Raw genomic sequence first — 26,303 nt, 5'->3', positions numbered from 1 at the left:
TCGCTATGGCATATTATTCAATTCAGAACATTCCTTTAACAGATTTGGCCAAAGAATTTGGTACTCCACTTTATGTATACGATGCTGACAAAATTAGGGAAAAAATCTCGGTTTTGAGGAGTGCTTTTGAAGGAATTGACTTGACCATTAAATATGCGGCAAAGGCGAACACGAATTTATCCATTTTACGCCTAATGCGCGAGAATGGGGTCGATATGGATGTCGTATCACCACAAGAATTAGAGCTCGGTTTAATTGCCGGATACGAAGGATCTAACATTACGTTTACTCCCTCTGGAGTTCATTTTTCAGAGATTGAATATGCGGTTTCTAAAGGTGCCATCGTCAACCTCGATAATTTATCGGTCTTAGAAAAATTTGGACAAACTTATGGTTCTTCACAACCATGTTTGATTCGCATTAAGCCGCACGTTTTTGGTGGGGGAAATGAGAAGATTATGACGGCGCATCCGGAATCGAAATTTGGTATTTCGATTCACCAAAAAGCCGAAATCCTAGCTATCGTCGAGCAATACAAAATCAACGTAATCGGTTTGCACCAGCACACCGGTTCTGATATTAAAGATGGAAAGACGTTCGAGCAAGCTGCTTCGGCCCTTTTTGACTTTGCTTATGACTTCAAGGACTTGCAAATCATCGATCTAGGTGGTGGATTCAAAGTTCCTTATTCTCCAGAAGATCCAGGAGTAAATATGCAAGAAGTAGGCCAAATCATGAGCAACGCCTTTCGTGCCTTCTGTCAAAAATACGGTCGCGAATTGCGCCTTTGGGTAGAGCCGGGCAAGTTTTTAGTGAGTGAGTCAGGCACATTCTTAACAGAAACGAACGTTGTAAAACGCGATCCAGTAAAAACCTTTGTAGGAATTAACTCAGGTTTGAATCACTTGATACGCCCCATGATGTATGGTTCTTACCACTACATTTTCAATGCTTCGAATCAAGATTCCTCTAAGCAAGAAGACTATAGAGTGACAGGATATATCTGTGAAACGGATACGTTTTCATTTGACCTTAACGGCAAACAAAACGAACGTTTATTAAATGAAGTAAAGGAAGGCGATATCATTGCCTTAGCGAATGCAGGGGCCTATGGATTTACGATGGCCTCGCATTATAACTCGCGTTTCTTACCTGCTGAGGTATTGTTGGATGGCGGTGTTGCACGGGTGATTCGGAGAAGAGAGACTTTAGAGGATATACTACGTAATCAAGAGTAGAGATAGGAGAGTAGAGAGTATAGATGTAGAATCAAAAAAGGGGCATTCGCCCCTTTTTTGATGGAGTGGGGTTAGTTGGCTGTGGACAGTGTTCAGTGGACAGTCTCTACTCTTTGCTCTCAAATCTCTACTCTCAAATTTACTGACAACTACCCACTGTCTACTTCCCCTGATATGTATTGATTATTCAGCGGCAAAATTATTTGACCCTTTATTTTTTCTAGATATGTAGTAGGTTTTCGGGTTCTGAATCATTTGACCTGTCGACGATTCAGAACCCGAAGACCTAATACATAACCCACGTATCCTTCGACCCACCCCCTTGCGAAGAATTAACCACAAGCGAGCCTTTTCTCAAAGCTACTCGAGTTAAGCCGCCTGGCATCACATTTACCCCATCTCCATACAGAATATAGGGTCTGAGATCCACGTGGCGACCTTCCGCGTGATCCTCGATTAAGCAAGGAACGCGAGATAAGGAGATCGTCGGTTGGGCGATGTAGTTCCTAGGATTGCTAAGGATGAGAGCTTTGAACTTTTCTTGTTCTTCCTTGGTGGATTTTGGCCCAATTAACATACCATAACCACCTGCCTCATTCGCCTCTTTAACTACTAACTTTTCGATGTTAGCTAGTACATAGTTGCGGTCCTCTTCTTCAGCACAAATGTAGGTCTTGACGTTTTGAATAATCGGTTCCTCGTTTAAGTAGTATTTGATGATGCGAGGTACGTAGGCATAAATCACTTTATCGTCCGCTACGCCGGTTCCTGGGGCATTCGCTATGGCTACTTTTCCATTTTTATACACTTCAAAAATGCCTGGAATCCCGATCATGGAGTCTGGATTAAAGACGGTAGGGTCTAAAAATGTATCATCGATGCGTCGGTAAATGACGTCAACAATTTGGAAACCTTTCGTGGTCCGCATTTTGACATAGCCCTCATGTACGACTAAATCACGCGCATCGACTAACTCCACGCCCATTTGTTGGGCAAGGTAGGAATGTTCGAAATAGGCGGAATTATAGATTCCTGGTGTCAATACTACGACGGTCGGATCTGGTCGATCGCTGATGAATCGCAGCATTTCTAATAACTTATTTGGGTAATCAGAAATAGGTCTAATTTGCGTCTTTGCAACGACTTCTGGGAAGGTTTGCTTTAACAGTTCCCGGTTTTCCATCATATACGATACTCCGGATGGGCAGCGAAGGTTATCCTCTAAAATCATGTATTCCCCATCACTTCCACGAATTAAATCCGTTCCAGTGATATGGATATAGATGTTTTTGGCAGGCTTTATACCAATACAAGGCTTTAAAAAGTCTTTCGATGAGTTGATGACTTCGGCGGGAATGATTCCGTCTTTGATGATTTTTTGGTCGGAATAAATATCATTTAAGAATAAATTCAAGGCGGTAATGCGTTGAATTAATCCTTTCTCAATTTTCTCCCATTCCTTTGCCTCTACGATACGCGGTATGATATCCACCGGCATGATGCGCTCGGTTCCTTCGTTCTCTGCGTAAACGTTAAAGGTGATTCCCATGGCCATTAAGGCTCTTTCTGCGGATTGTTGACGGCTCAAAAACTCCTCTTTGCTGAGTTGTTCTACGCGTTCTTTGAAGTGTTCATATCCGAAACGGACACTCCCGTCTGCTTCGAACATTTCATCGAAAAACCCTTCCGGGTCGTAGTTATTAAAGGAGAAATTCATGGTATAATGTGTTAAAATGCTTGATATGATTATAATTTAGAATTTAATTTTTGTTTTGATTTTCCAAAACAAAGTTAATTTTCAAAATTTCCAATAATAGCCTCTTAATTATTGGAAATTTACCATTTTTTGTGGGAAATTGAAGTCTTATGTTACACTCAGAATTTTATTTCTCTAGTCCAATTGGCATTTTACGTTTGGAATTAGCAGATGCAGGTTTGCGCTCTTGTACTTTTGTAGAAGAGGAAGGAACAGCAAATGAAAATCATTCGATTGATATTCAGCTGATTAAAGAAATTTTACATACGTACTTTGAAACAGGTATCCTACAGGAATTTCCCATTGATCCAACCATCGGAACACCCTTTCAGCAAAAAGTCTGGACGGCCTTGAAAGATATCCCTACAGGGTCCACTGCTACCTATGCTGAAATTGCGAAACGATTAGAAATGCCCAAAGGAGCGCAGGCGGTAGGGAATGCCAATGGCCAAAACCCGATTTTACTCTTTCATCCTTGCCACCGTGTCATTGGATCTACCGGTAAACTCGTGGGATATAGTGGAGGATTATGGCGGAAGGAATGGTTGCTTGCAAAGGAGGGAGCCACTTTATTTTAGATTATATTTGTCTATGGATAATGATCAAATCGTCGACGCGCTCGAGCTACTTGTTAAGCTTTGGGATTTACATGGCGTAAATGAATTCAAAAGTAAGAATCTAGCTTTCGCCGCGCGTGGCCTCGATAAATTTCCGGGTTTAATCTCGTCATTGCCGGAAGTGGAATTACTCGCTATTCCAGGGGTGGGTAAAGTGGTGGTTCAGATTGTTAAAGATGTGGCCGCTACAGGAACGTGTCTTGATTTAGAACAGATCATTGAACAGACTCCTCCTGGTTTACTGACCTTATTGAAGATAAAGGGCTTAGGTCCTAAAAAGGTAAGAACGATTTGGCAGGAATTACAAATAACTGAAATTGATGATTTGTTAGAGGCATGTGAGGATGGGCGTTTAGCGAATCTCAAAGGATTTGGTGGCGCAGTGGTGGAAAGTGTCACGCTGAATATCCATTTCATTAAATCAAATTCCAGCAAATTGCGTATCAATAAAGCGCAAGATTTAGCGGATGAAATCGCACAAGAACTCAAGACTTTTTTCTCTACAGTATCCATTGCAGGGGAGTTGCGCCGAAATTGTGAAGTGATTAACTCGCTGGTATTTTTAGTGGAGACGGATGATTTATTTGGAGCTTCAGGGCTGCTGCAATCAGTAGATAGGTTAGAAGAGGATCTGAAGGAATCATCTCCTTTTACTTGGAGAGGTTTCGCAAAGGGTCATTTGATTCCCATCGAAATTCACTTTGCTTCTGCTGGAGAATGGGTGACAAAATTATTTGCTCTGTCAGCTTCGCCGGAGCACTTGGCTCATGTTCACTTTTATGAACGATTTGAGGGAAAAGAGTTCAAAGAAGAATCAGAGATCTACACCTCTCAAACTTTGCCGTTTATCGTTTCTGAAATGCGGGAGGGTTTACAGGAATTTGATTGGCACGCAAAACACGGTGAAAAGGCGTTAATTCAATACGCCGATTTACGCGGTTGTTTGCATAATCACTCGACCTATTCCGATGGAAAAAATACCTTGACTGAAATGGCTGAAGCCTGCCGCGATTTAGGACTAAGTTATTTCGGGATTGCAGATCACTCGAAATATGCAGCCTATGCGGGTGGTTTGAAAGAGGAGGATGTGCAACGTCAGCACGAAGAAATAGATCAATTGAATACACAGTGGTCCGATTTTCAGATTTTAAAAGGAATTGAATCGGACATCTTGCCCGATGGGAGTTTAGATTACGAGCCTTCCATTTTAGCCTCGTTTGACTATGTAGTGGCCTCCGTACACGCTGGCTTAACGATGGATTTAGAAAAGGCGATGCCGAGGGTGATCAAAGCGATTGAAAATCCCTATACGTCTATTTTAGGCCATCCTACTGGCCGATTGTTGCTGGCAAGACCAGGTTTTCCTTTACAGATGTCCAAGATCTTAGACGCTTGTAAAGCAAACGGGGTGAGCATCGAATTAAATGCGAGTCCGTATCGATTAGACCTAGACTGGCGTCACATCTACGAAGCCATGGATAAAGGGGTTTTTGTCTCTATCAATCCAGATGCCCATGCCATAGCCGGTTTACTGGATATGGAATGGGGAGTCAAAGTGGGGCGAAAAGGAGGTTTATTAAGAGAGTTGACTTTGAATGCTTTGTCTTTGGCAGATATCAAACACTTTTTCGCTAAAAACTAGAAATTCGGTTTCAGTAAATACTTCGCATAGAAGTCGTCGATTACGCGCACGGCCTCTGTGGGAGTGTCTACTAAAGCAAATAGTTCCAAATCTTCCTCATGGATATTTCCTGCGGCGACCATCGTCTTTTTCATCCAGTCGATTAAACCACCCCAATACTCTTTTCCCACTAAAACTACTGGGAAACGCCCTATTTTGTGAGTTTGAATCAGGGTCAAAGATTCAAACATCTCATCCAACGTTCCGAATCCTCCCGGCATGATGATAAATCCTTGCGAATATTTCACGAACATCACTTTGCGCACAAAGAAGAAGTCGAAATTCATATTTTTATCTGAATCGATATAGGGATTCGGGGTTTGTTCAAAGGGTAATTCGATGTTTAAACCCACACTACGGCCTCTTTCACTGGCGGCACCTTTGTTACCCGCTTCCATGATTCCGGGGCCACCACCGGTGATGACACCGTATCCGTGGCGTACTAATTTCGCCGCAATCTCTTCTGCTATCTTGTAATAAGGGCTATCTGGGCTGGTTCGTGCAGATCCAAAAATGGAAACGCAGGGGCCAATTTTAGATAATTTATCAATTCCCTCGACGAACTCGCTCATGATTTTGAAAATACGCCATGACTCCTCTGATTTAATCTGAGCCCAGGTTTTGTCGCCAAAAGCTTGTTTGATTTTCTCTTCTTCCTCTTTCCAGTTATTCTCCGTCATATTTTTAAATTTGTTTCCTAAATGTAGGACTAATCCTTTTACCTTTGCAAAAAATAAATCACAATTTCATGAATACTCCTTTAAGTTTCGCAGTAGGCGGTGACCACGCTGGTTTTGATTACAAGAATGATTTAATCGCTTTTTTAGAGGCCAAAGGCATCTCTGTAAAAGATTGCGGTACCTTTTCAGCTGATTCTGTGGACTATCCCGATTTTGCACATCCAGTGGCAGATGCGGTAGAAAAAGGGGAGGTGAGTTTTGGTTTATTATTATGTGGAAGCGCAAATGGTGTAGCCATTACAGCAAATAAACACCAAGGTATTCGTGCTGGCTTAGCTTGGAATACAGAAGTAGCCGCATTAGTCCGTCAGCACAATGACGCGAATGTGCTTTGTCTTCCCGTGCGTTTTATCTCTTTAGAGGAAGCGAAAGCTTGTTTACAGGTGTTTTTAGATACACCATTTGAAGGTGGTCGTCACCAAGGTCGTGTGAACAAAATTTCTTGCTGCTAAGCTATTTCTTCTTGTACAATTTAGGACTCACTAGTACGTATTGTTGGGTGATGTAGGGGAGGTGTTGGCCTATTTTGGCAAAATACCCTTCTGAATCATAAATGTAAGTAGGCTGATCCTTGACGAAGTATTCTTGCACAATAATGACGTTTTTATACGAATCTAATTGGCTTAATAGGGGTTTCGCTAAATCCCAGTTAACAAAAGGTCCAGCCATTTGATTGTGCAGGTATTCCTGAATTTCAGGCCCTAATATGAGTAGTTTTTGGCCGCTTACCGGAATTTTGTTGGTTCTATTATTTGCGATTTCTAAGCCTGTTTGATCTTGTTTCGCTGTGAAAAATACGGCGATAATTAATAATACAAATGTTAATTCCTTTTGCCAATTTTTCTTGATGAGGTAAAATAGGTTCAGACCAAAGTAGGCCAAAGGAGGAAGTAGCAGAACAAAATTAATCCGATTATAGGAAGGGAAATTCGCTATCGAAATGAAGCTGAAGAAGAACCAGATAATGGTTGTTTGTTGTGCTTTCTGAGCATGTGCCCTGATTTTAGGGTTCCCTACGACCTTGTACAAACCCCAAATTCCTATCATAATCGCGGGAGCAAAACTGAATAGCACCAATTTGCTTTCCTGCCAAGAAATCAAATGAAAGGTAAAGGCTGAATCGCTATAAACTTGCCATAAATAAGGCAAGTTTCCACGAAATGAAAAGACTAAACTAGCGATTGTAATAATAACTAGGTAACCGATTAATACTAAAATCATTTGTCTAATCGATACCCCTGAGTAGAATAATAAACTCAAAATTGCCCAAGGTAATAACCAAAAATAGGCTGGAAAAAGAAGGGTTGCTGTGGCTAAATAAATTCCGACTAAAAATACCCGATCATTGACTAAAAGGGTTTTCTGTTGTTGAATAATCTCTTTCCAGGCTAATAGAATAAAGGTTAATCCCAGTAAAGCAGGATCAGGAACGTGAAATTCCGAGGATAAATGGAATAGCAATAAATACACACCGAAGGCAAGTCCGCCTAATTTAGGCATCAAATCAAATTGAGCAATCGTCTGATGAAAAAGGTAAGCTTGTGTCGCGATGAGAAGGAAGGCGACATAGGGATTATAGGAAAGTGGAATGGAAAGAAAATCAAGTAACTGATAAAACCCTGTCGCAAAAGGTCCCGTATTGTCCCGAATGTCTTTGTATAGGCGAAATCCTTGATTTAGTTTTTGGCCAATTAAATAGTTTTTAATCTCCCATGGGAAATAAGTAAATCCCTGCTGAGTATGCAGAAAAGCAAAAAGTCCACCCAAAACCATAAAGAGTAGGAGGGAAATCAGACTATTGGATTTAATAAATTGTAACATATTTGGCTAAACGAAGCCCTAAATTACGGTGATTCCAATTATTATTATGAAATTTGCAGGTGTTTTTTGAGATAAAAAGACCTAGAAAATAGAGAGCAAGCATGGAAACGAAGCGTCAGCAAAAATTTGGCCGTCAAATACAGAAGGATTTAAGTGATATTTTTCAAAAAGAATTTAAAATGCTTTTTGAAAATGGCATGGTGACGGTGACCGAGGTGAAAATCAGTCCAGATCTTTCCGTGGCTCGATGCTATTTGAGTTTTTTACTAATCGATGATCGCGAGGCGGTGATGGATCAGATAGAACTTCAAAACAAGGCGATTCGTAACGCCTTAGCTAATCGCATTCGCAAGCAAGTACGTATCATTCCAAATTTAGTCTTCTTCTTAGATGACACAGCGGCTTACGCGGCTAAAATTGAAGCCTTATTCGAAGGTTTAGTGATTCCACCAGCTGAGGGAGATGTTCCTAATCGAGTGGCAGACGAAATTGATTAATCAAGATGAGCGTTTCCTTATTTGTTGCGAAAAGGTATTTTTTTTCCCCATTTAAGGCGAGTTTTATCACCTTAATTTCCCGTATTTCGATGATAGGGGTAGGGGTGGAAGTCATGGCTTTGGTCCTTATTCTATCTGTTTTTAATGGATTAGAAGATTTCCAAAAAGGCCTTTTTAAAACCTTTGATCCCGATTTAAGCATTGTTTCAACTTCTGAAACGCGTTTTTCCTTGAGTTCAAATCAAATTCAACAAATTGCTTCCGTTTCTGGTGTAAAATCAGTCCAATCCATTTTAGAGGATCAAGCGCTAATTCGGTATAATGGTAAGCAATTAGTGGTCACCCTAAAAGGGGTTGACGCCTCCTTTATAGCCTCTAAGCGCTTAAAAAATCAATTGGTAGATGGAGATTACCTAGTTGAGTACGATGGACATCCGTTTGGGATGGTGGGTGCAGGTGTATATATGGCGATGGGGATGAATTTTGAGGATATTTACCACCCTATCGAGGCGTGGTATCCGAATCAAAAGGCTTTGGCAAAATTCCAAGTGACCCAAGACGCGGCGAATCAAAAAGGCTTTTTTCCTTCAGGAGTCTTGCAAGTAGAACAGTCCTTTGATAATCAGATGATTTTAGTTCCCCTGAATTGGATGCGTGAATTGACCTTAGCGGATTCCACTACGGTGTCTCGTTTTGAGATTATGTTAGCGGAGGGTGTACTAGAGACAGATGTTCAATCTGCCATTCAAAAAATAGTGGGCGGAAAATTCCAGGTTCAAACGCGTGATCAGCAACATGCTATCCTATTGCGGGCCATTAAAATCGAGAAACTTTTCGTGTTTATTTTGATGGCCTTTATTATGGGTATTGCCTCCTTTACGCTTTTTTATGCCCTTTCTTTATTAGTCATTGAAAAGCGAAAAGACCTCCGAACCTTATTAGCGATGGGCATTACACAGCAGCAATTGTTGCGCATTTTTCTATCTGTAGGACTATTTATTAGTTTTTCTGGAGCGGTTGTGGGTATGTTGCTTGGTTTTGCCTTGGGCTGGATACAACAAACGTTCGGAATTATCCCTTTAGGAATCCCGAACGCTTTAATTGATGCCTATCCCATTCAAATGGAATGGTTTGACTTTTTGATGACTGCTTTAGTGGTGATGGTGATCACCTTTTTAGCTTCGATTATCCCAGCTCGTAAAGCCGTTCAAATGACCTTTGATCAGAAAATTAATCTGCCAAAGGCGGATTAAATTCTCCTTCCCATTTAGAAACCACACACGTAGCAACGCCATTCCCCGCTACCGAGGTCACCGTTCTACCCATATCTAGGAATGGATCCACCCCTAATAATAAGGCGATTCCTTCCGCTGGAAGATTGAACATTGTTAAGGTTCCTGCGATAATTACTAGTGAGGCGCGAGGAACGCCCGCTATACCTTTGGACGTAATCATCAGAGTCAATAGCATCGTAATTTGTTGTTCTAAACTTAAATGAACGCCATAAGCTTGCGCAATAAATCCGGTCGCGAAGGTCATATATAACATCGACCCATCCAGGTTGAAACTGTATCCTAAAGGCAATACAAAGCCTACAATACGTCTGCTACAACCGAATTTCTCCAAAGCTGCGATTGTTTGAGGGAAGGACGCTTCTGAACTTGCTGTCGAGAAAGAGATCAATAAGGCCTCTTTTAGCTCCTTTAATAGTTTCCAATAGTTAATACCGTTCACCAAACAAATGATCCATAAGATCACGACCGTGAAGAATAATAGACCGCCCATGAAGCAGATCATCAAATAACCGTAGCTAATCAAAATGCTCAAACCTTTATTCGCAACCACAGTGGTCATCGCTGCAAAAACCGCGTATGGAGCCACTTCCATTACATAATTCACCATCTTAAAGATGACCTCCGCTAAGTTTTCAATGACGTTAATTAAGCGTTTCCCTACTTCACCGATGGAGCCTAAAGCGACACCGAAGAAAAGAGAGAATATGACGATTTGAAGGATTTCGTTTTCTGCCAAAGCCTTGAAAAAGCTATCTGGGAAGATATGTAATATGAAATCTTCCATTGTTTTAGCTTTGGAAGCATCAATACCCGTTTCTGTGCCAGAGGCCGGTTTAGGCCAACTTTGCAAACTACCCGGTTGGGTGATGTTTACAACCACAAGGCCAGTTACTAATGATAAAATAGTCGCAAAATAGAAGTAACCGATGGTTTTTGCTCCAATACGACCAACAGCCTTGAAGTCGCCTAGTTTCGCGATTCCCACGACAAGGGTACAGAATACCAAGGGACCTACAATCATCTTGATTAGGCGAAGGAAGATCTTGGAAACGATTTGAACTTTAGCCCCTAAATCGTGGCTAACTTCTGGCGCAAAATAAAGGAAAAAGAACTCTCCCAGCACTAAGCCTAAGATAAAGCCAATAATAATTTTATTCGTTAAAGTTAATTTCATAGTGCGTTGACGAGGGATAAATACTTTTTATAAAATGGTTTTCTGTAGAAAATCATTCCCCAAAGAAAGGGGAAAAGAAGGTAATTCAAAAATGCATAACGGGTATCAAATGAAATTTCATCGATAATTTCACAAGCATCTTCGGAGGTTTTCTTAACTCGATGCTTGTGTTGCCAATACTGTAAACCAAAGGGCATTTTGACTCCTTGGTCGATAAAATACCATTCATCGTCCGTTTCTTTGTCTTCAATGATAAGTGAACTCCAGGTGACTTTCATGAAAACTAGGTTAATGACAAGAATGACATTATCGTCTTTCTTGCAACCATCAAATCGCTGCAAAGCGACTGAAGGGAAGGGAGGAGATAATTTAACTAGCAATTCAGCAGTAAAAAGTTCTTTTACGTGGCTAACTGGAGCCTGAATAGGAGTGGAAATGGAGTAGGATAGCATATTAGGCTACCAAGATTTTTAACAAGGTCGCAAAAAAGGTTTTAATACCTAATGCCACATAGTTAGACCAACCTGTGCTTTCCTCAGAAGCTTCTGGAGAATCTTGCTCTGTTGGAGTTTCGCTAGAAACTACTTTTGAGGGATTCGCAGTTGCCATTCTGGCTGTTGAGTCAGTTTGAATCGTTTTTGCTTTCGGATTAAGTGCAGAATATTCCACTCTTCCAAAGTTGCAAAATAGTGATATCGTGAAAAGCGCGATGATCAGTTTCTTCATTTGATTTTTTGTTTCGCAGATTCAACGGCTGCTTTTTGAACAGCAATTTCCTCTTCTTTCGTTTTTTGATCGACTTTATTCTGAACCTGATTCGTTAAAATCTTTTCTTTTTCGATTTTTGCCTCTTTTAATCGCTCTTCCAAATTGTTGATTTGGCGGGCATTAGAGTCTAATTCACGGATTAAACGTTCCGCCTGTTTGCTATTCTTCGCTTGAGCTGAGATCAACTCAGCTAATTTGTTTTCCTCGATTCTTACCGCTTCTTCTAATTCCACGATTTTGATAAAGTCCTCCATCCAAGTACTTGTCTCACTCAATTTTGCGTGTCCTGTTTGGATGTATTCGTCCGTTCCTGTGGCAATGGAGACGAATAATTTCACTTTCTTATTCTCTTCTGATACTTTAGAAACTAGTACTAAAGGACTATCTGAGATACCTGCTATCTTGATGTCTGAACTAGAGAAAGTTCCATTTTTTCCCTCGATCACCTTACCAAATTTGCTCAAATAAGCTTTCCAGCTTGCTCTCGCGTATTTTTCTTGTGTATTAACGAACGTGTAAACTCCTTCTTTCTTCGATTTATCTACTTCAGACATTCCGGAGAAAACTTGAGCTGACGCATGGAAGGCAAAAGCAGAAAAGAAAAGTAGGATAGCGATCTTCTTCATAAGGTTAAATTTTTATTAAAGTTAGGAGATTTTTTTAGCTAGGACAACCTTGTTTTTGTTTGCTTGATCTCTGAAAGCGAAAAGAGTCAATTCCCCTCCATCTTTCAATTGGAATTTCTTCCGTATTTCATCGGCCTTAATGGGGAAATTTCGAGTGGAAATACTCGCTTTTCCCGCAGGCAAAACAGTTTGAATCCATTTTTTTTCCAAAGGTCCCACTGCTAAAACCTCAAACGTCCTCCCAGCGTAATTAGTATGTAGCTCCGTTGAAGTATACAAATGAGTATTAGGTGCTATTTTCTGCAAACCTTCAGCTACAGATTTAAAGAATCCAGCTTTCAGCACACCCGCGTGGGGTTCATATAGGTAGTTTGAAACAGGGCCGAAGTTGCAAATGCTTGCAGATTCAATTGATTTTTTACGCTCAACTAGCAGCGAATCGGCTTGAGATAATTCGATTACTTCGATGGTAGGATCTTCCGATGAATGCGCAGTCTTCAAAAAGAGCAACTCTTTCACCTCGTTTTTAACGCAGACAATATAGATTTTTTCGACCCCTTGTAACTCCTTGATGGCCCGATCTAAATCCAATAAAGGACTCGTTTTTATCAATAAACTGGTTTTATTGTTGATATAGGGGATTAATTCAAGTGCATTAGGTTCGCAATCTTGTAATAGGACGACTTTGTTGCCAGCGCCATCTCTTCGGGCGGGATCTACATAAAGGAAGTCGAATAATTCCGCACTCTCCGAAAGCCAATTTAAGCTGTCACTCGTGTGATGCTGGATTTTTCCTGCCCTTAATACGGAATGGTTAAAAGCGGTGATTTTAGTAAGATCATCCTGTCTTTCGATATAAGCGACCTCACAGCCTGTTTGTGCGAATGCATAACTGTCTAAGCCCATTCCTCCCGTTAGGTCCACGACTTTTCCGTGCAGTAGCGAAGCCTTAAAATGTGCTGTGTCTTCTGAGGATGATTGTTCTAATGCCAAAGCAGGAGGGAAAAATACCCTTTCATTCGCCACCCATTGGGGCATTTTGTCCTTGAGTTTTTGTCTGGCTTTGATTTGGCCCACTAAACGAGGAACGTCTAAATCGGGGTATTTTGCTGCTTCTAGGGCAATCGCAACCGGATCCCTGTGTAGGTTTTCTTGAATAAATTGGATTTCGTTTTCTAGAAGCATTCCCTAAAATTAGCACCTCTGCTTTAATAATTTTTATTTAAATTAGTGAAATTCAACAGAACAGATGACCGGATTAATATTAGCGGCGGGCGCTTCGTCCCGTTTAGGAGAAGCCAAACAATTATTAGTGTATCAGAGCCAAAGCCTTTTAGAGCGGTCCATTCGCCTCGCTTTTAGTGTTTGCAAAGAGGTTCAAGTCTGTTTAGGTGCTGAAGTGGATCAATCCATTCGTATCATCGAGAAATTACAAAAGGAGTTTCCTACTTTATCTTTTGTTCAGGTTGAACATTGGGACAAAGGAATGGGGGAGTCATTGGCAGTGGGCTTGAAAACGATTGATTTTTCCAAAGATGTCTTAGTGCTCTTGTGTGATTTGCCTTTTTTGACCTCTACTCATCTAAAGAATTTGACTTCAATGGCTAATCCTAATAGAGCCATTGTTGCCTCATTTCAAGGAGTGAATTCTCCACCGGTATTAATTCCAACTTCATTGCGTCCTTTATTTAATCGTTGGAGTGGGGACCAGGGTTTGGGCAAATTTTGGCGCCAAAATCCAATGCTCTGCGAAATCATTCACTTTTCTGATAAATTCCGTGATGTCGATGTTCCGGAGGATCGGGAGTATTGGGGGATTTAAAGAAAGTCGCAGACTTTCTTTAAATCTAAAGCACAAAGAGTAAAGCACAAAGCACAAAGTAGGTATTCGCTTCGCGAATGACTTTAGAAATGTGTTGTTACAATTTTTTTTCCCTACTCTTATTATAAAAAATGGGCTTCAGCCATTTTTTATTCCAAATTTATGCTTTGTGCTCTATGCTTTATGCTTTAATTTTTATGCTCAATGCGTAAGATTTCCTATCTTTACATTTCAATTTTAAACTCAATTAAGTGGAATCAATCGGAACCCTTCCCACCGTCGAAACAGCCAAAAAATTAGGATTATTGCCCGAAGAGTATGATCGCATTCAGGAGATTTTAGGTCGCAAGCCTAATTTTACCGAATTGTCGATTTTCTCTGTTATGTGGTCTGAGCACTGTAGTTATAAGAATTCAATCGTTTGGTTGAAGACTTTGCCTAAAGACTCACCACGTATGTTAGCGAAAGCGGGTGAGGAAAATGCCGGTTTGGTTGATTTAGGAGACGGTTTAGGTTGTGCTTTTAAGATTGAATCACATAATCACCCATCTGCTTTAGAGCCTTACCAAGGTGCGGCGACAGGGGTGGGTGGTATCAACCGTGATATTTTCACGATGGGTGCGCGTCCGATTGCGCAATTGAATTCTTTGCGTTTTGGTAATATTGATTTAGCGAAAACGAAGTGGTTAGTGAAAGGTGTGGTGAAGGGGATTGGTGATTATGGTAATGCCTTTGGAATTCCTACCGTGGGTGGTGAGGTTCAATTTGATGATTGTTATAATGTGAATCCGCTCGTAAATGCGTTTTCAGCGGGTATATTAAAAGTAGGTACGCAAGCGTCTGCTATTTCCTATGGCGTGGGTAACCCGGTGTTTATCGTGGGTTCTGCGACGGGAAAAGATGGAATTGGTGGGGCAAGTTTTGCCTCGGAAGATATTACGGCGAAGTCATCTGAGAAATTACCTGCGGTTCAAGTAGGGGATCCATTCCAAGAGAAATTATTGTTAGAGGCTTCTTTGGAAATCATCGAAGCCGGTTGCGTGATTGGTATTCAAGATATGGGTGCAGCAGGTATTATTTGCTCGACGTCTGAAATGTCTGCGAAAGGAGAACACGGAATGATTATTGATCTTTCTAAAGTTCCTACACGTCAACCGAACATGCAGCCATTCGAGATCTTGTTATCTGAGTCTCAGGAGCGTATGTTAATCGTCGTGGAGAAAGGACGTGAGCATGAAGCGAAACGTATTTTTGATAAGTGGGATTTGAATTGTGAGCAAATTGGTACCGTGACGGATACAAAACGCCTTGAATTCTATCAAGATGGCGTTTTAGTGGCGGATGTTCCTGCAGATGATTTAGTATTAGGTGGTGGTGCTCCGGTATACCACCGTGAGTACAAAGAGCCTGCTTACTTCCAAGAATTCAAGAAATTTAAGTTAGATTCTGTAGCTGATTTGCCTAAGGAAGAATTGCCTAAGGCTTTGAACTACATGATGAATCACCCGAACATAGCTTCCAAGAAGTGGGTGGCTCAACAATATGATTCATCGATTGGCCGTGCGAATCGCAATACCAATGCACCATCGGATGCAGCGGTTGTGAAAGTACACGGTTCTCAAAAATCCATTGTTATCACCGTAGATTGTAATTCACGCTATGTAAACGCAGATCCGGAAGAAGGAACTGCGATGGCGGTAGCGGAAGCGGCTCGTAACATTGTATGTTCAGGTGGTGTGCCGGTGGCGATTACGAACTGTTTGAATTTTGGTAATCCATACGTTCCAGAAGTATACTGGCAATTTGTGGGTGCAATCAATGGCATGAAGAAATCGTGTGAGGCATTCGAAACACCCGTAACAGGTGGTAACGTTTCCTTCTACAACCAATCTTCTGACGAAGGTCCAGTTTTCCCGACGCCTACGATCGGTATGTTAGGTATTTTAGAGGATCCTGCGAATAAGATGACTTTGGACTTCAAAAAAGAAGGGGATGCCATCTATTTAGTGGGTGAATCTGTGAATGATATTGCGTCATCAGAATATGTGTATTCATACAAAGGGATCAAAGCAACTCCAGCACCACATTTCGATTTAGCAACAGAACAAAAGGTACAAAAGGCGATTTCAGCTTTAATCACCAATAAATTAATTGAATCAGCTCACGATGTGTCTGATGGTGGTTTGTTAGTAACATTAGCGGAATCATCATTCCCTCGTGGTTTAGGTTTTAACGTTACTTCAGATGCGGCGATTCGCCAAGATGCATTCTGGTTTGGAGAAGCGCAATCACGTGTGGTCGTTTCAGTAGATGCTGCGAAGAAAGCCGCTTTTGAAGCTGCTTTGCAGACTCAAGGCGTTCAATTCTCAGCTCTTGGAAACGTTCAAGGAACAGATATGGTGGCTGATGGTGCTGTTTTGAGCTCTGTCGCTGCTGCGTATCAATCCTTTGATACAGCACTAGAAACTGCTTTAATGAAATAAGTAAAATGAGCCGCTATCTACTCGCTTTTTCGTACGATGGCGGCTCTTTTCATGGCTACCAAATTCAGCCCAATGCAACGACGGTTCAGTCGGTTTTGCAAGACAAATTAAGTTTATTACTCGGTTCACCGCTTGAAATTGTAGGAAGTTCTCGTACAGATACGGGAGTGCATGCTCATCAGCAGTTTGCTCACTTCGATTTGCCTTCTGGGAAAACGGTGAAAGAAAACTGGGTATTTCGGTTAAACCGAATGTTGCCTGACTCTTTAGCGGTTCAGGGAATTTACCAGGTAGCGGATGATTTTCATGCGCGTTTTGCAGCCCTTTCGAGGACCTATGAATACCGTATTAGTCCTGTGAAGAGTCCTTTTAATGCGAAATTCGCCTATCGTTTCGGTGTCGAATTAGATGTAGATGCGATGAATGAGGCAGCTTCACTATTTTTTCAACACACAGATTACCAATGTTTCTCGAAAGTTAAGACTGAGGTAGCGACCTTTGAATGCACTATTATGCAGGCTTCTTGGGCTTGGAGAGGAGAAGAACTGGTGTTTACTATTCAAGGAAATCGTTTTTTGCGTGGAATGGTAAGAGCTGTGGTAGGTACGCTACTTGAAGTAGGCCAAGGGCGCTTGAATAAAACGCAATTGCAAGAAATTTTAGACTCGAAAGACCGCTGCAAAGCCGGTCGTGCCGTTCCAGCTCACGGATTACATCTCTTAGAAGTGGAATATCCGGCGACTATTTTTGACGCCAAATGTGCAGGATAACATCCAATAAGGTCGCTGCTGATTGTACTTTGATTTTATTCGGTTTATAATTTAAGCCCTTCAGATTGTACTTGCTGATCCAGATTTCCTTAAAGCCTAATTTTTCCGCCTCAGCGATTCGCTGATCTATCCGAGTTACAGAACGTAATTCCCCACCAAGTCCAACCTCTGCTGCAAAACAGATGGATGAATCGATGATTTTGTCCTCATACGAAGAGACTAGGGACATACAAGTAGCTAAATCCAATGCTGGATCGTCCACGCGTATTCCTCCCGTTATATTCAAGAAAACGTCTTGTGTCGCTAATTTATAGCCGCCTCTTTTCTCCAAAACGGCAATCAACATACTTAGTCGTTTGCCATCGTAACCGTTCGCGGTTCTTTGCGCATTCCCATAGGAGGACGCACTCACTAACGATTGAATTTCCACTAAAAGAGGACGATTTCCTTCCATCAGCGTACCGATGGCGATTCCAGAGGAAGGTTCATCGCGTTGCGATAAGAGGATTTCTGATGGATTAGTGACAGGTCGCAATCCACTCCCTAGCATTTCGTAGATCCCTAATTCAGAAGTCGAGCCAAAACGATTTTTAGTGGTACGTAAAATGCGGTAGATCATATGGCGATCTCCTTCAAACTGCAAAACGGTATCCACGAGGTGTTCAAGGACTTTAGGACCGGCGATGGAACCTTCTTTGGTAATGTGACCTACCAAAAAGATGGGCGTCCCACTTTCTTTCGCAAAACGCATTAATTCCAAAGCACATTCTCGTATTTGAGAAACAGAGCCAGGACCTGACTCTATTTGGTCTGAAAACAAAGTTTGTATCGAATCAACAATGATTAATTCGGGCTCAAGGTCAACTAGGTGCCTAAAGATCGATTGCGTATTCGTCTCCGTTAGAATATATAAGGAGTCAGATTTTGCCGCTAAGCGATCCGCTCTTAGTTTAATTTGTTGTTCCGATTCTTCCCCTGTGACATATAAAACACGCGTTTGGGTTAAGGAAAGGGCTACTTGCAATAAAAGGGTTGATTTACCGATGCCCGGTTCTCCACCGATTAACACTAAGGAGCCAGGAACGATTCCACCTCCTAAAACTCGATTGAATTCAGGGTCAGAGCAAGTAAGTTTAGGGAGGTTTTCGAAGCTGACTTCATTCAATAACTTAGGCTTCGCGGCTGATTTCGGACTTCCTTTGGTCTTCCAAACTTCCGCCGGATGGTTAGTTGCTTCCACTAATTCCTCCACGAACGTATTCCATTCTCCACAAGAGGGACACTTACCTAACCACTTCGGCGCGGAGTGACCACACGATTGACAGAAAAAAGACGTTTTAGCTTTGGCCATTTGGGGGAGGAATATTTATGCTCAAATTTACGCTTTGATTTCGTTTTTTCTTTTTTTTCGGATGAAAAAGGATAATTTTACAAGTTAATAAAACACAACAGCCATGAAAGCTCTAAAATCATTGATGACGATGACCCTTTTAGTGGGTATCCTATCTGTAGCCACAGCTCAAAAGCACTCTCGTGCGGATTATTTCCGAATTGGAATAAAGGGAGGGGTAAATCTTTCCTCCGTCAAAGTGGCTAGCCTAAGCGCTAATTTAGAAAATAAGACGGGTTATCAATTAGGTGCATTTGCGCGCATTGGCCGTACTGTTTTCTTACAACCGGAAGTGTATTTTGCAGCTAAAGAAGTGAATGTAGATGTCCTCAATTCCCTAACAACGAATCAGGGTGTGGTAGGATTTTCTCAAAAATCATTGGACGTACCATTGCTTCTAGGAGTCAAATTAGGACCCTTACGTGTGATGGCCGGACCGGTGGCAACATATGCCATTTCTGCTTCCACCAATCCTGACGCGGCAGTTAAATCCTATTTCTCTGGGACTACTCAAGAGATTATCAATCGCTCTAGCTTTTCATATCAAGCAGGCGTAGGTTTTGATATTTTGAATTTATCTCTAGACTTACGTTACGAAGGTGCGATGTCAGAATTGAATAATACGGTAGCCGTTCCTAACGGATTTAACTACTCTCAAAAACCAAGTTATTACCAGGCGACTATTGGTTTCCGCATTTTATAATTACACAAATGAATGAACAAATAAAGGCTCTTCAGGCCGAAATTGACGCTTTTGTTATTTCGAATGAAGGCGAATTAGACTCTTTTCGTAACCAATTTGTCGGACGAAAGAGCCGCTTAGCATCTCTTTTTGATGAGTTGAAAAATGTGCCAGCAGAGAATCGCCGGGAGGTAGGTCAAGCCTTGAATGGGTTGAAAAATTCCGCGGAGACAAAGTTCGAAGAGGCTCAAGAAGCTTTTGCAGGTAATACAGCTGACTTTGAGGTTCCCTCTGATTTAACCGTCTATAACCCGATTTCGCAAGGAAGCCTTCATCCGTTGACGAAGGTGAGAGCGCGTATTTTGGAGATATTTAACCGGATGGGTTTCTCGGTTTCTGATGGACCGGAGATCGAAACGGATTTCTATAATTTTACCGCTTTAAATTTCCCAGCGAATCACCCGGCACGAGAGATGCAAGATACCTTCTTTATTGAAAAAGGGGCAGGAGAGATACAAGATGACGTTTTATTGCGCACGCACACCTCTAACGTGCAGATTCGTTTAATGCAACACCAAAAGCCACCGATTCGCTCGGTGATGCCGGGTCGTGTCTATCGAAATGAGGCTATCTCAGCGCGCGCCCATTGCCTTTTCCACCAAGTGGAAGGGCTCTATGTGGACGAGCAAGTAAGTTTTAAAGATCTGAAGGATACCTTGTATCATTTTGCCAAAGAGATGTTTGGGAAAGACACGAAAGTGCGTTTCCGTCCGTCTTACTTCCCCTTCACAGAGCCTAGCGCTGAAATGGACATCACTTGTTTATTGTGCAAAGGCGATGGTTGCAATGTGTGCAAAGGAGCTGGTTGGGTAGAGATTGCCGGTGCTGGAATGGTGGATCCGAATGTATTAGAAAATGTGGGAATTGACTCGAAGAAATACAATGGCTTTGCTTTTGGAATGGGTATCGAGCGTATTACGATGTTAAAATACCAGATCAAAGACTTACGTCTATTCACGGAGAATGACGTGCGATTCTTAAAACAGTTTAATTAATCTGACCTATGTGGAGTTTTAAAAAGTTGAATAATTGGACGGGTTGGGGAGTTTTCCTGATTGCGCTAATTACCTATACGATGACAGTGGAGCCTACGGCCTCTTTTTGGGACTGTGGAGAGTTCATCGCCTGTGCCTACAAATTACAAGTACCTCACCCTCCAGGGGCCCCTTTGTTCTTATTGTTAGGACGTATGTTCTCTTTGCTAGCCCTGGGTGACGTTACAAAAGTGGCGTATTGGGTGAATATGTTGTCAGTTTTGAGTAGTGCCTTGACTATTTTATTCTTGCATTGGACCATCGTGATGATCGGTCGCAAGATGATCAAGAAGTCGTTTGAAGACTTGAATGCGAATGAGCGTTTTGGTTTATTGGCTTCCGGTGTGGTAGGATCTTTGATTTACACGTTCTCTGATACGTTTTGGTTCTCAGCAGTCGAAGCAGAGGTATATGCGATGTCGTCCTTCTTTACGGCGATTGTGGTTTGGGCGGCGTTTAAGTGGGAGTTAGTAGAAGATAGAGCAGAATCAAATCGTTGGATTTTGTTCATTGCCTATTTAGTGGGATTGTCGATTGGGGTCCACTTGTTGAACTTAGTGACGCTTCCGGCCTTGGGTTTATTGTATTATTTCAAACGCTATGAGAAGCCTACGTTAACCGGTGGGGTGATTTCGATTTTAGTGGCTCTGTTTATTCTAGGCATCATCAATTCTGGCATTATTCCAGGTTTGCCTAGTTTAGCCTTCCAATTTGAGTTGACTTTCGTGAATACCTTGGGATTCTCGTATGGTTCAGGAGCGATTGTTTTCTTGATTTTATTGATAGCTGCGGTGGTTTTTGGGATACGTTATTCGTATGCCAAAGGAAAGGAAGTACTCAACGTAGCCCTCTTCTCCTTCGTCTTTTTACTGATCGGTTATTCTACCTATACGGTAGCATTAGTGCGTTCAGGTTATAATACGCCTATTAATGAGAATGATCCGAGTAATATCTTAAACTTTTTAAAGTACCTAAAACGCGAGCAATATGGCGAACGTTCGTTAATCTATGGCCCTGTTTATACGGCTGAAGTGACGGGATACAAAGAAGGAGCAGAGACACCCATTTATAAGATGAAAGATGGGAAATACGTAGAATACACGAAGAAACCGGTGTATGAATACGATAAGACCCAAATGATGTTATTACCTCGCGTTTATTCTAATCAGGCGAATCACGTGAAGCTGTACCAAGAGATGCTTGGGATCCCAGCAGGAGAGAAACCTAGTTTTGGTAAGAACCTAGAATTCCTATTTACGCATCAATTAGGGCATATGTACATGCGCTATTTATTGTGGAACTTTGTGGGTCGCGAAAGTGATTTCCAAGATGCTTGGGCGATTAATACGTTCGAGGATAGCTCGAAATTACCGGACATTTTACGCAACAATAAGGCGCGTAATAATTACTTCTTCTTACCGATCATCTTCGTACTACTAGGGTTCTTCTATATGCTTCGCAAGAACGATAAGGACCTTTTGGTGACGATATTAATGTTCGTATTAACCGGAGTTGCCTTAACCGTTTACCTGAATTCGCCACCTACAGAGCCGCGTGAGCGGGATTATATCTTCGTGGGTTCTTTTTACTTCATGTCGATTTGGGCGGGATTTGCGGTGATGCAGATACTTGAGTTTATTCAGAAGTTTGTGAAAGCAGATAAGGCCAAATGGGCGATTGCTGCTTTATTAGGTTTAACGGCTCCGGCGATTTTGGCTCAACAAAACTGGGATGACCATGATAGAAGCGGTCGTGTACACCAAATTGATTTTGCTAAAAACCTATTGAATTCTTGCGCACCTAACGCGATTCTATTTACGGGTGGGGATAATGATACGTTCCCGCTTTGGTACGTACAAGAAGTCGAAGGATTCAGAACAGACGTTCGTGTATGTAACTTGTCCCTTTTAGGAACAGATTGGTACATTGATCAAATGAAGCGCAAGACCTATGAATCACAACCTTTACCGATTCTATTGTCTAAGGATCAGTTAATGGAAGGAGTAAATGACCAGATTTTATTCAATCCCAAAGAAGGTTTGACTGCGATGTCTTTACCGGACTATTTGGACTTATTGCATAAAGACAGCCCTTCTATCCAGGAGCAAACGCAATTAGGCGAAACGATCAACACCTTGCCTACAGATTCGGTGGTGATCCCAGTAGATATCGCTGCGGTGGCTAAAACGAATTGGTTCCCTAAGCAATTTGTTCCTTACATGTCACCAGCGCTAGGTTGGAAATTACCTTCGCACAACATCTACAAAGGGGAATTGATTCAATTAGAGATCATTTCAAACAATGCTGTCTCTGGCTGGAAACGTCCGATCTATTTTGCATCTACTTTGCCTAATGACCAATACTTAGGTTTGAAGGAGTCGATGCAATTAGAAGGTTATGCGTATCGTTTGATGCCTTTCAAGATTCCAGGCGCGAATGATGGCTATGTAAATACCCAAATCATGTCTGACAACATCTTGAAAAAGATGTATTGGAAAGGCCTAGATAATGATAAGATCTATTACCATGGTGATTTCTACCTAGGTATTCCTTCGGTAACAGCTCGCTTAAGCGTGTACCGTTTAGCAGATCAATTAGTCCGCGAAGGAAATTACGCTAAGGCTAAGAAAGTTTTGGATTATTTAGACCAAAAAATGCCAGATAAAGTCATTCCTTACGATCAATTCTCCGCTTCGATGGTGGAATTGTATATTGCTGTGGGTGATGCTACCTCTGCGCTTAGAATTGCAAAACGCATGGTAGATCGCGATGATCAATTATTAGATTACTACTTAGATGGCCGCTATGCATACCACGAACGTGATGTACAAATTGCCATTTACGAAATGAACTTAGTGGTCTCTGCGTTAAAGGCTTCGAATGTGAATCCTGCGAAATACCAGGCATTAGAGGCGAAGTTTACGAAGCAGATGGGTAGATTGCAATAATGTATAGAGCATAAAGCATAAAGAATAATGATGGAATAAAAAGAGCGGCATTTGCCGCTCTTTTTATGTTTCAGTAATCAAAACACTTCATGAAATCATCGCCGAAGGCGATACAAACTTTATTCTTTGTGCTTTATTCTTTGTTCTTTGTTCTTTGAAAAAGAAAGCCTCTTTTTTTTAAGAGAACATATCCCTCACCTTGTGAAAGAATCCTTTCTCCGCTTTCCCAGGTTGTGGGGCGAAGTTAGGGGAGGCACGGAGTTTTTCTAATAATTCTGTTTCCTCTTTACTTACTTGCTTAGGTGTCCAAATATTCACGTGCACTAATTGATCACCTACTGAGTATCCATTTAGTTCTTTGATCCCTTTACCTTTTAAGCGTAAGATTTTTCCACTTTGCGTTCCTGCGTCTAAGGTAATCTTTGCTTTTCCACCGATGGTAGGAACTTCTACTGACGTGCCTAAGGCAGCATCCACAAAGTTTACGTATAAATCATAGATCACGTTGTTTCCATCGCGGTGTAATAGATCGTGTGCTTCTTCTTCAATAACAATGAGTAAATCACCGGCTACGCCACCACGAGGAGGAACGTTTCCTTTTCCTGACATTGAAAGCTGCATGTCGTTTGAAACGCCAGCAGGTATTTTGATCGGGATGATTTCTTCTTCTAGCACACGGCCTTCTCCGAAGCAGTCGCCACATTTTGCACCTACGGTCTTACCCTCTCCGCTACAGTGAGGACAGGTAGAGGAAGTGACCATTTGGCCTAACATGGTTTGTTGTACTTGACGAACTTGACCAGAACCTTGGCAAGTGCCGCATGTTTTCAAGTCAGTTCCGTTTTTAGAACCGTTACCGGAGCAAGATTTACAAGCTACGTGACGCTTCACCTTGATTTTCTTTTCTACGCCATTGGCGATCTCTTCTAGATTTAGCTTCAATTTGATTCGAAGATCTGTTCCTCTACGTTGACGTCTTCCGCCGCCACGACCTTGGTTAAAGAAGCTTCCGAATGGACTTTCATCTCCACCACCAAAAATATCTCCAAACTGAGAGAAGATATCTTCCATATTCATACCGCCACCGCCAAAACCTCCGCCAGCAGCGCCACCCATTCCAGCGTGACCGAAACGGTCGTATTGTGCCTTCTTTTGGGAATTACTTAATACCTCATAGGCTTCCGCTGCTTCCTTGAATTTTTCTTCTGCCTCCTTGTTATCTGGATTCTTGTCAGGATGGTATTTTACCGCCATTTTGCGGTATGCCTTCTTGATCTCGTCTTCCGATGCGGATTTAGAAACTCCTAATATCTCGTAATAATCTCTTTTTTGCGCCATTATCTATTAATTTCCAACCACCACTTTCGCAAAGCGGATGACCTTTTCATTCAATGTATATCCTTTCTCAACTACTTCGACCACTTTACCTTTTTCCTCTTCAGAAGGGGCAGGGAATTGCGTGATGCAATCGTGGATTTCTGCGTCGAATACTTCGCCTTTAGCAGGTAATTCTTTCAATCCTTTGGATTGTAAAATGTTACCGATCTTCGTGAAGATTAATTGCGTTCCTTCGGAGATTTCTCCTTCGGGTGCGTTGGCTAACGCACGCTCATAGTCATCGATGACAGGTAATAAGTCAACGATTAAACGTTCCGATGCGGTTTGGATGAGTTCTATTTTCTCTTTAGCCGTACGTTTACGGAAATTTTCGAAGTCTGAATACAGGCGAAGGTATTTCTCCTTCATCTCTGCTAATTCATCGACAGGAGCTGTTTCTTCCGTTTCTGGGCTTGTTTCTTCTGTTTGATTGATAATTTCTTCCTCAGGCGTTTGTTCGTTTTCTTTCTTTTTCATGGTACAAAATTACGATTGCGAAATCCTTCATACAAATTCAATACCAAAAACAATTTTCTGACACTTTGGCATAAATGAAATGACCTTTGTAATTTTAAACAAATGTCAAAAAGTCCAGCAGAAATTTCCCGTCTAATTAAGGCCAAAGCTCAGTCTTTCGGTTTTGCCTTTTGCGGTATTTCAGAAGCTGGATTTTTAGAGGAAGAGGCGCCGCATTTAGAAGCCTGGTTAAACTCGAATCAACACGGTGAAATGGCCTACATGGCGAATCATTTCGATAAGCGCCTTGATCCAAGAAAACTGGTGGATGGATGTCAAACTGTTGTTTCGCTCGTATATAATTATTTTCCAGCTCAAGAAATCGCCTTCGACCGCTATAAAATTTCGAAGTATGCTTACGGTGAAGATTACCACCGGGTCATCAAAGACAAGATGCAAGAGTTATGGGATGATTTGCAGACGGATCTAGGGGAATTTTCGGGGAGGATGTTTGTGGATTCGGCACCGGTTTTAGAAAAAGCGTGGGCGAAGAAGTCTGGTTTGGGTTGGATAGGGAAGAATGCGAATTTGATAATTCCGAAAAAGGGGAGTTTTTATTTCCTAGCAGAGCTGCTGATTGATTTACCTGCTACAGCAGATGGGCCTATCAAAGACTTTTGTGGTACCTGCACACGTTGTATCGACGCTTGTCCTACAGAGGCTATAACGCCCTATGTGGTGGATGGGAGCAAATGTATTTCCTATTTTACAATCGAATTAAAGGATCAGATGCCGGCCAGTTTGCAGGGGGATTTTCAAAACTGGATTTTTGGTTGTGATATCTGCCAAGATGTGTGTCCTTGGAATCGCTTTTCGAAACCACACAATGAACCGAGATTTGATACGAATTTACACGATGTCGATTGGGAGGGATTGTCTGAAGAAGTTTTTCAGACCTTATTTCACTATTCTGCGATAAAGCGTACCAAGCTGAAAGGGATTCAACGAAACATCGATTACGTGAAAAAAAAGAGGCCGTGAAACCACGGCCCTTTTCAAGCAAAATAA

General features: G+C 41.7%; 24 protein-coding genes. 13 read left to right on the top strand and 11 right to left on the bottom strand.

Annotation, left to right across the window (positions count from 1 at the left end; genetic code table 11):
* Positions 1–5: 5 nt before the first annotated feature.
* On the top strand, positions 6–1,238 hold the full coding sequence (gene lysA / locus SKC35_RS04850; protein WP_377978302.1) for a diaminopimelate decarboxylase: 1,233 nt from the start codon (positions 6–8) through the stop codon (positions 1,236–1,238).
* Between the two features lie 286 nt (positions 1,239–1,524).
* On the opposite strand, the gene SKC35_RS04845 is transcribed toward lysA, so the two are convergent.
* Positions 1,525–2,955 (bottom strand): circularly permuted type 2 ATP-grasp protein, encoded by a 1,431-nt coding sequence (locus tag SKC35_RS04845; RefSeq protein WP_377978301.1) that lies wholly within the window; start codon positions 2,953–2,955, stop codon positions 1,525–1,527.
* Positions 2,956–3,104: 149 nt separating this feature from the next.
* On the opposite strand from SKC35_RS04845, the gene SKC35_RS04840 reads away from it, so the two are divergent.
* Positions 3,105–3,572, top strand: a complete 468-nt coding sequence (locus tag SKC35_RS04840) for a methylated-DNA--[protein]-cysteine S-methyltransferase (protein ID WP_377978300.1) — start codon at positions 3,105–3,107, stop codon at positions 3,570–3,572.
* A gap of 13 nt (positions 3,573–3,585) precedes the next feature.
* Positions 3,586–5,253 (top strand): PHP domain-containing protein, encoded by a 1,668-nt coding sequence (locus SKC35_RS04835; protein ID WP_377978299.1) that lies wholly within the window; start codon positions 3,586–3,588, stop codon positions 5,251–5,253.
* Here the strand turns inward: SKC35_RS04835 and SKC35_RS04830 are convergent.
* Positions 5,250–5,972, bottom strand: a complete 723-nt coding sequence (locus SKC35_RS04830; RefSeq protein ID WP_130923166.1) for an LOG family protein — start codon at positions 5,970–5,972, stop codon at positions 5,250–5,252. The genes SKC35_RS04835 and SKC35_RS04830 overlap by 4 nt on opposite strands.
* A gap of 68 nt (positions 5,973–6,040) precedes the next feature.
* Between SKC35_RS04830 and rpiB the strand changes: the two genes are divergently transcribed.
* Positions 6,041–6,484, top strand: coding sequence for a ribose 5-phosphate isomerase B (gene rpiB / locus SKC35_RS04825; RefSeq protein ID WP_377978298.1), 444 nt, complete (start codon positions 6,041–6,043; stop codon positions 6,482–6,484).
* A gap of 1 nt (position 6,485) precedes the next feature.
* Here the strand turns inward: rpiB and SKC35_RS04820 are convergent, their stop codons facing one another.
* Positions 6,486–7,853: a DUF6427 family protein gene (locus SKC35_RS04820; protein ID WP_377978297.1), complete on the bottom strand. Its 1,368-nt coding sequence runs from the start codon at positions 7,851–7,853 to the stop codon at positions 6,486–6,488.
* Positions 7,854–7,954: 101 nt separating this feature from the next.
* On the opposite strand from SKC35_RS04820, the gene rbfA reads away from it, so the two are divergent.
* Both rbfA and SKC35_RS04810 read left to right on the top strand, forming a co-directional pair.
* On the top strand, positions 7,955–8,350 hold the full coding sequence (rbfA, locus tag SKC35_RS04815; protein WP_377978296.1) for a 30S ribosome-binding factor RbfA: 396 nt from the start codon (positions 7,955–7,957) through the stop codon (positions 8,348–8,350).
* Positions 8,351–8,355: 5 nt separating this feature from the next.
* Positions 8,356–9,603 carry an ABC transporter permease gene (locus SKC35_RS04810; RefSeq protein ID WP_377978295.1) on the top strand — a complete coding sequence of 416 codons (1,248 nt, stop codon included), beginning with the start codon at positions 8,356–8,358 and terminating at the stop codon, positions 9,601–9,603.
* Here the strand turns inward: SKC35_RS04810 and SKC35_RS04805 are convergent.
* From SKC35_RS04805 to SKC35_RS04785, 5 genes are read right to left on the bottom strand one after another with little or no spacing between them, the layout of a single operon-like run.
* A complete protein-coding gene (locus SKC35_RS04805) occupies positions 9,581–10,819 on the bottom strand; it encodes a dicarboxylate/amino acid:cation symporter (RefSeq protein WP_377978294.1) in 1,239 nt (412 codons plus the stop codon). The two genes, SKC35_RS04810 and SKC35_RS04805, sit on opposite strands and share 23 nt — an antisense overlap.
* Positions 10,816–11,271 carry a hypothetical protein gene (locus SKC35_RS04800; protein ID WP_377978293.1) on the bottom strand — a complete coding sequence of 152 codons (456 nt, stop codon included), beginning with the start codon at positions 11,269–11,271 and terminating at the stop codon, positions 10,816–10,818. The genes SKC35_RS04805 and SKC35_RS04800 overlap by 4 nt, the downstream gene beginning before the upstream one ends.
* A 1-nt stretch (position 11,272) precedes the next feature.
* A complete protein-coding gene (locus SKC35_RS04795) occupies positions 11,273–11,545 on the bottom strand; it encodes a hypothetical protein (RefSeq protein ID WP_377978292.1) in 273 nt (90 codons plus the stop codon).
* Positions 11,542–12,213, bottom strand: a complete 672-nt coding sequence (locus SKC35_RS04790) for a hypothetical protein (RefSeq protein ID WP_377978291.1) — start codon at positions 12,211–12,213, stop codon at positions 11,542–11,544. Before SKC35_RS04790 ends, SKC35_RS04795 begins: the two co-directional genes overlap by 4 nt.
* A gap of 21 nt (positions 12,214–12,234) precedes the next feature.
* Positions 12,235–13,398, bottom strand: a complete 1,164-nt coding sequence (locus SKC35_RS04785; protein WP_377978290.1) for a class I SAM-dependent methyltransferase — start codon at positions 13,396–13,398, stop codon at positions 12,235–12,237.
* Positions 13,399–13,462: 64 nt separating this feature from the next.
* Here SKC35_RS04785 and SKC35_RS04780 point away from each other — a divergent pair, with 64 nt between their 5' ends.
* The 3 genes from SKC35_RS04780 (at position 13,463) to truA (ending at position 17,288) form a co-directional block, all read left to right on the top strand.
* The gene (locus SKC35_RS04780) at positions 13,463–14,035 is read left to right on the top strand and encodes a nucleotidyltransferase family protein (RefSeq protein WP_377978289.1); all 573 of its coding nucleotides are present in this window, start codon (positions 13,463–13,465) and stop codon (positions 14,033–14,035) included.
* Between the two features lie 251 nt (positions 14,036–14,286).
* Positions 14,287–16,518, top strand: a complete 2,232-nt coding sequence (gene purL / locus SKC35_RS04775) for a phosphoribosylformylglycinamidine synthase subunit PurL (RefSeq protein WP_377978288.1) — start codon at positions 14,287–14,289, stop codon at positions 16,516–16,518.
* Between the two features lie 5 nt (positions 16,519–16,523).
* Positions 16,524–17,288, top strand: coding sequence for a tRNA pseudouridine(38-40) synthase TruA (gene truA / locus SKC35_RS04770; RefSeq protein WP_130923176.1), 765 nt, complete (start codon positions 16,524–16,526; stop codon positions 17,286–17,288).
* Here the strand turns inward: truA and radA are convergent.
* The gene (gene radA, locus SKC35_RS04765) at positions 17,260–18,639 is read right to left on the bottom strand and encodes a DNA repair protein RadA (RefSeq protein WP_377978287.1); all 1,380 of its coding nucleotides are present in this window, start codon (positions 18,637–18,639) and stop codon (positions 17,260–17,262) included. The two genes, truA and radA, sit on opposite strands and share 29 nt — an antisense overlap.
* 103 nt (positions 18,640–18,742) lie before the next feature.
* Here radA and SKC35_RS04760 point away from each other — a divergent pair, with 103 nt between their 5' ends.
* Genes SKC35_RS04760 through SKC35_RS04750 form a run of 3 tightly spaced genes read left to right on the top strand, consistent with a single transcriptional unit; the run spans position 18,743 to position 23,402 of the window.
* A complete protein-coding gene (locus tag SKC35_RS04760) occupies positions 18,743–19,381 on the top strand; it encodes a porin family protein (RefSeq protein WP_377978286.1) in 639 nt (212 codons plus the stop codon).
* 8 nt (positions 19,382–19,389) lie between these two features.
* The gene (gene pheS / locus SKC35_RS04755) at positions 19,390–20,415 is read left to right on the top strand and encodes a phenylalanine--tRNA ligase subunit alpha (protein WP_130896900.1); all 1,026 of its coding nucleotides are present in this window, start codon (positions 19,390–19,392) and stop codon (positions 20,413–20,415) included.
* A gap of 8 nt (positions 20,416–20,423) precedes the next feature.
* Positions 20,424–23,402, top strand: coding sequence for a protein O-mannosyl-transferase family (locus tag SKC35_RS04750; RefSeq protein ID WP_377978285.1), 2,979 nt, complete (start codon positions 20,424–20,426; stop codon positions 23,400–23,402).
* A gap of 177 nt (positions 23,403–23,579) precedes the next feature.
* Here the strand turns inward: SKC35_RS04750 and dnaJ are convergent, their stop codons facing one another.
* Positions 23,580–24,740, bottom strand: a complete 1,161-nt coding sequence (gene dnaJ / locus SKC35_RS04745; protein WP_377978284.1) for a molecular chaperone DnaJ — start codon at positions 24,738–24,740, stop codon at positions 23,580–23,582.
* 6 nt (positions 24,741–24,746) lie between these two features.
* Positions 24,747–25,256 carry a nucleotide exchange factor GrpE gene (locus SKC35_RS04740; protein WP_377978283.1) on the bottom strand — a complete coding sequence of 170 codons (510 nt, stop codon included), beginning with the start codon at positions 25,254–25,256 and terminating at the stop codon, positions 24,747–24,749.
* Between the two features lie 102 nt (positions 25,257–25,358).
* Between SKC35_RS04740 and queG the strand changes: the two genes are divergently transcribed.
* Positions 25,359–26,276, top strand: a complete 918-nt coding sequence (gene queG / locus SKC35_RS04735) for a tRNA epoxyqueuosine(34) reductase QueG (RefSeq protein WP_377978282.1) — start codon at positions 25,359–25,361, stop codon at positions 26,274–26,276.
* Positions 26,277–26,303 lie beyond the last annotated feature (27 nt).

The sequence above is a fragment of the Aquirufa originis genome, assembly GCF_042714495.1.
GTDB lineage: Bacteria > Bacteroidota > Bacteroidia > Cytophagales > Spirosomataceae > Aquirufa > Aquirufa originis.
This window is presented reverse-complemented; position numbering and strand designations above follow the sequence as displayed.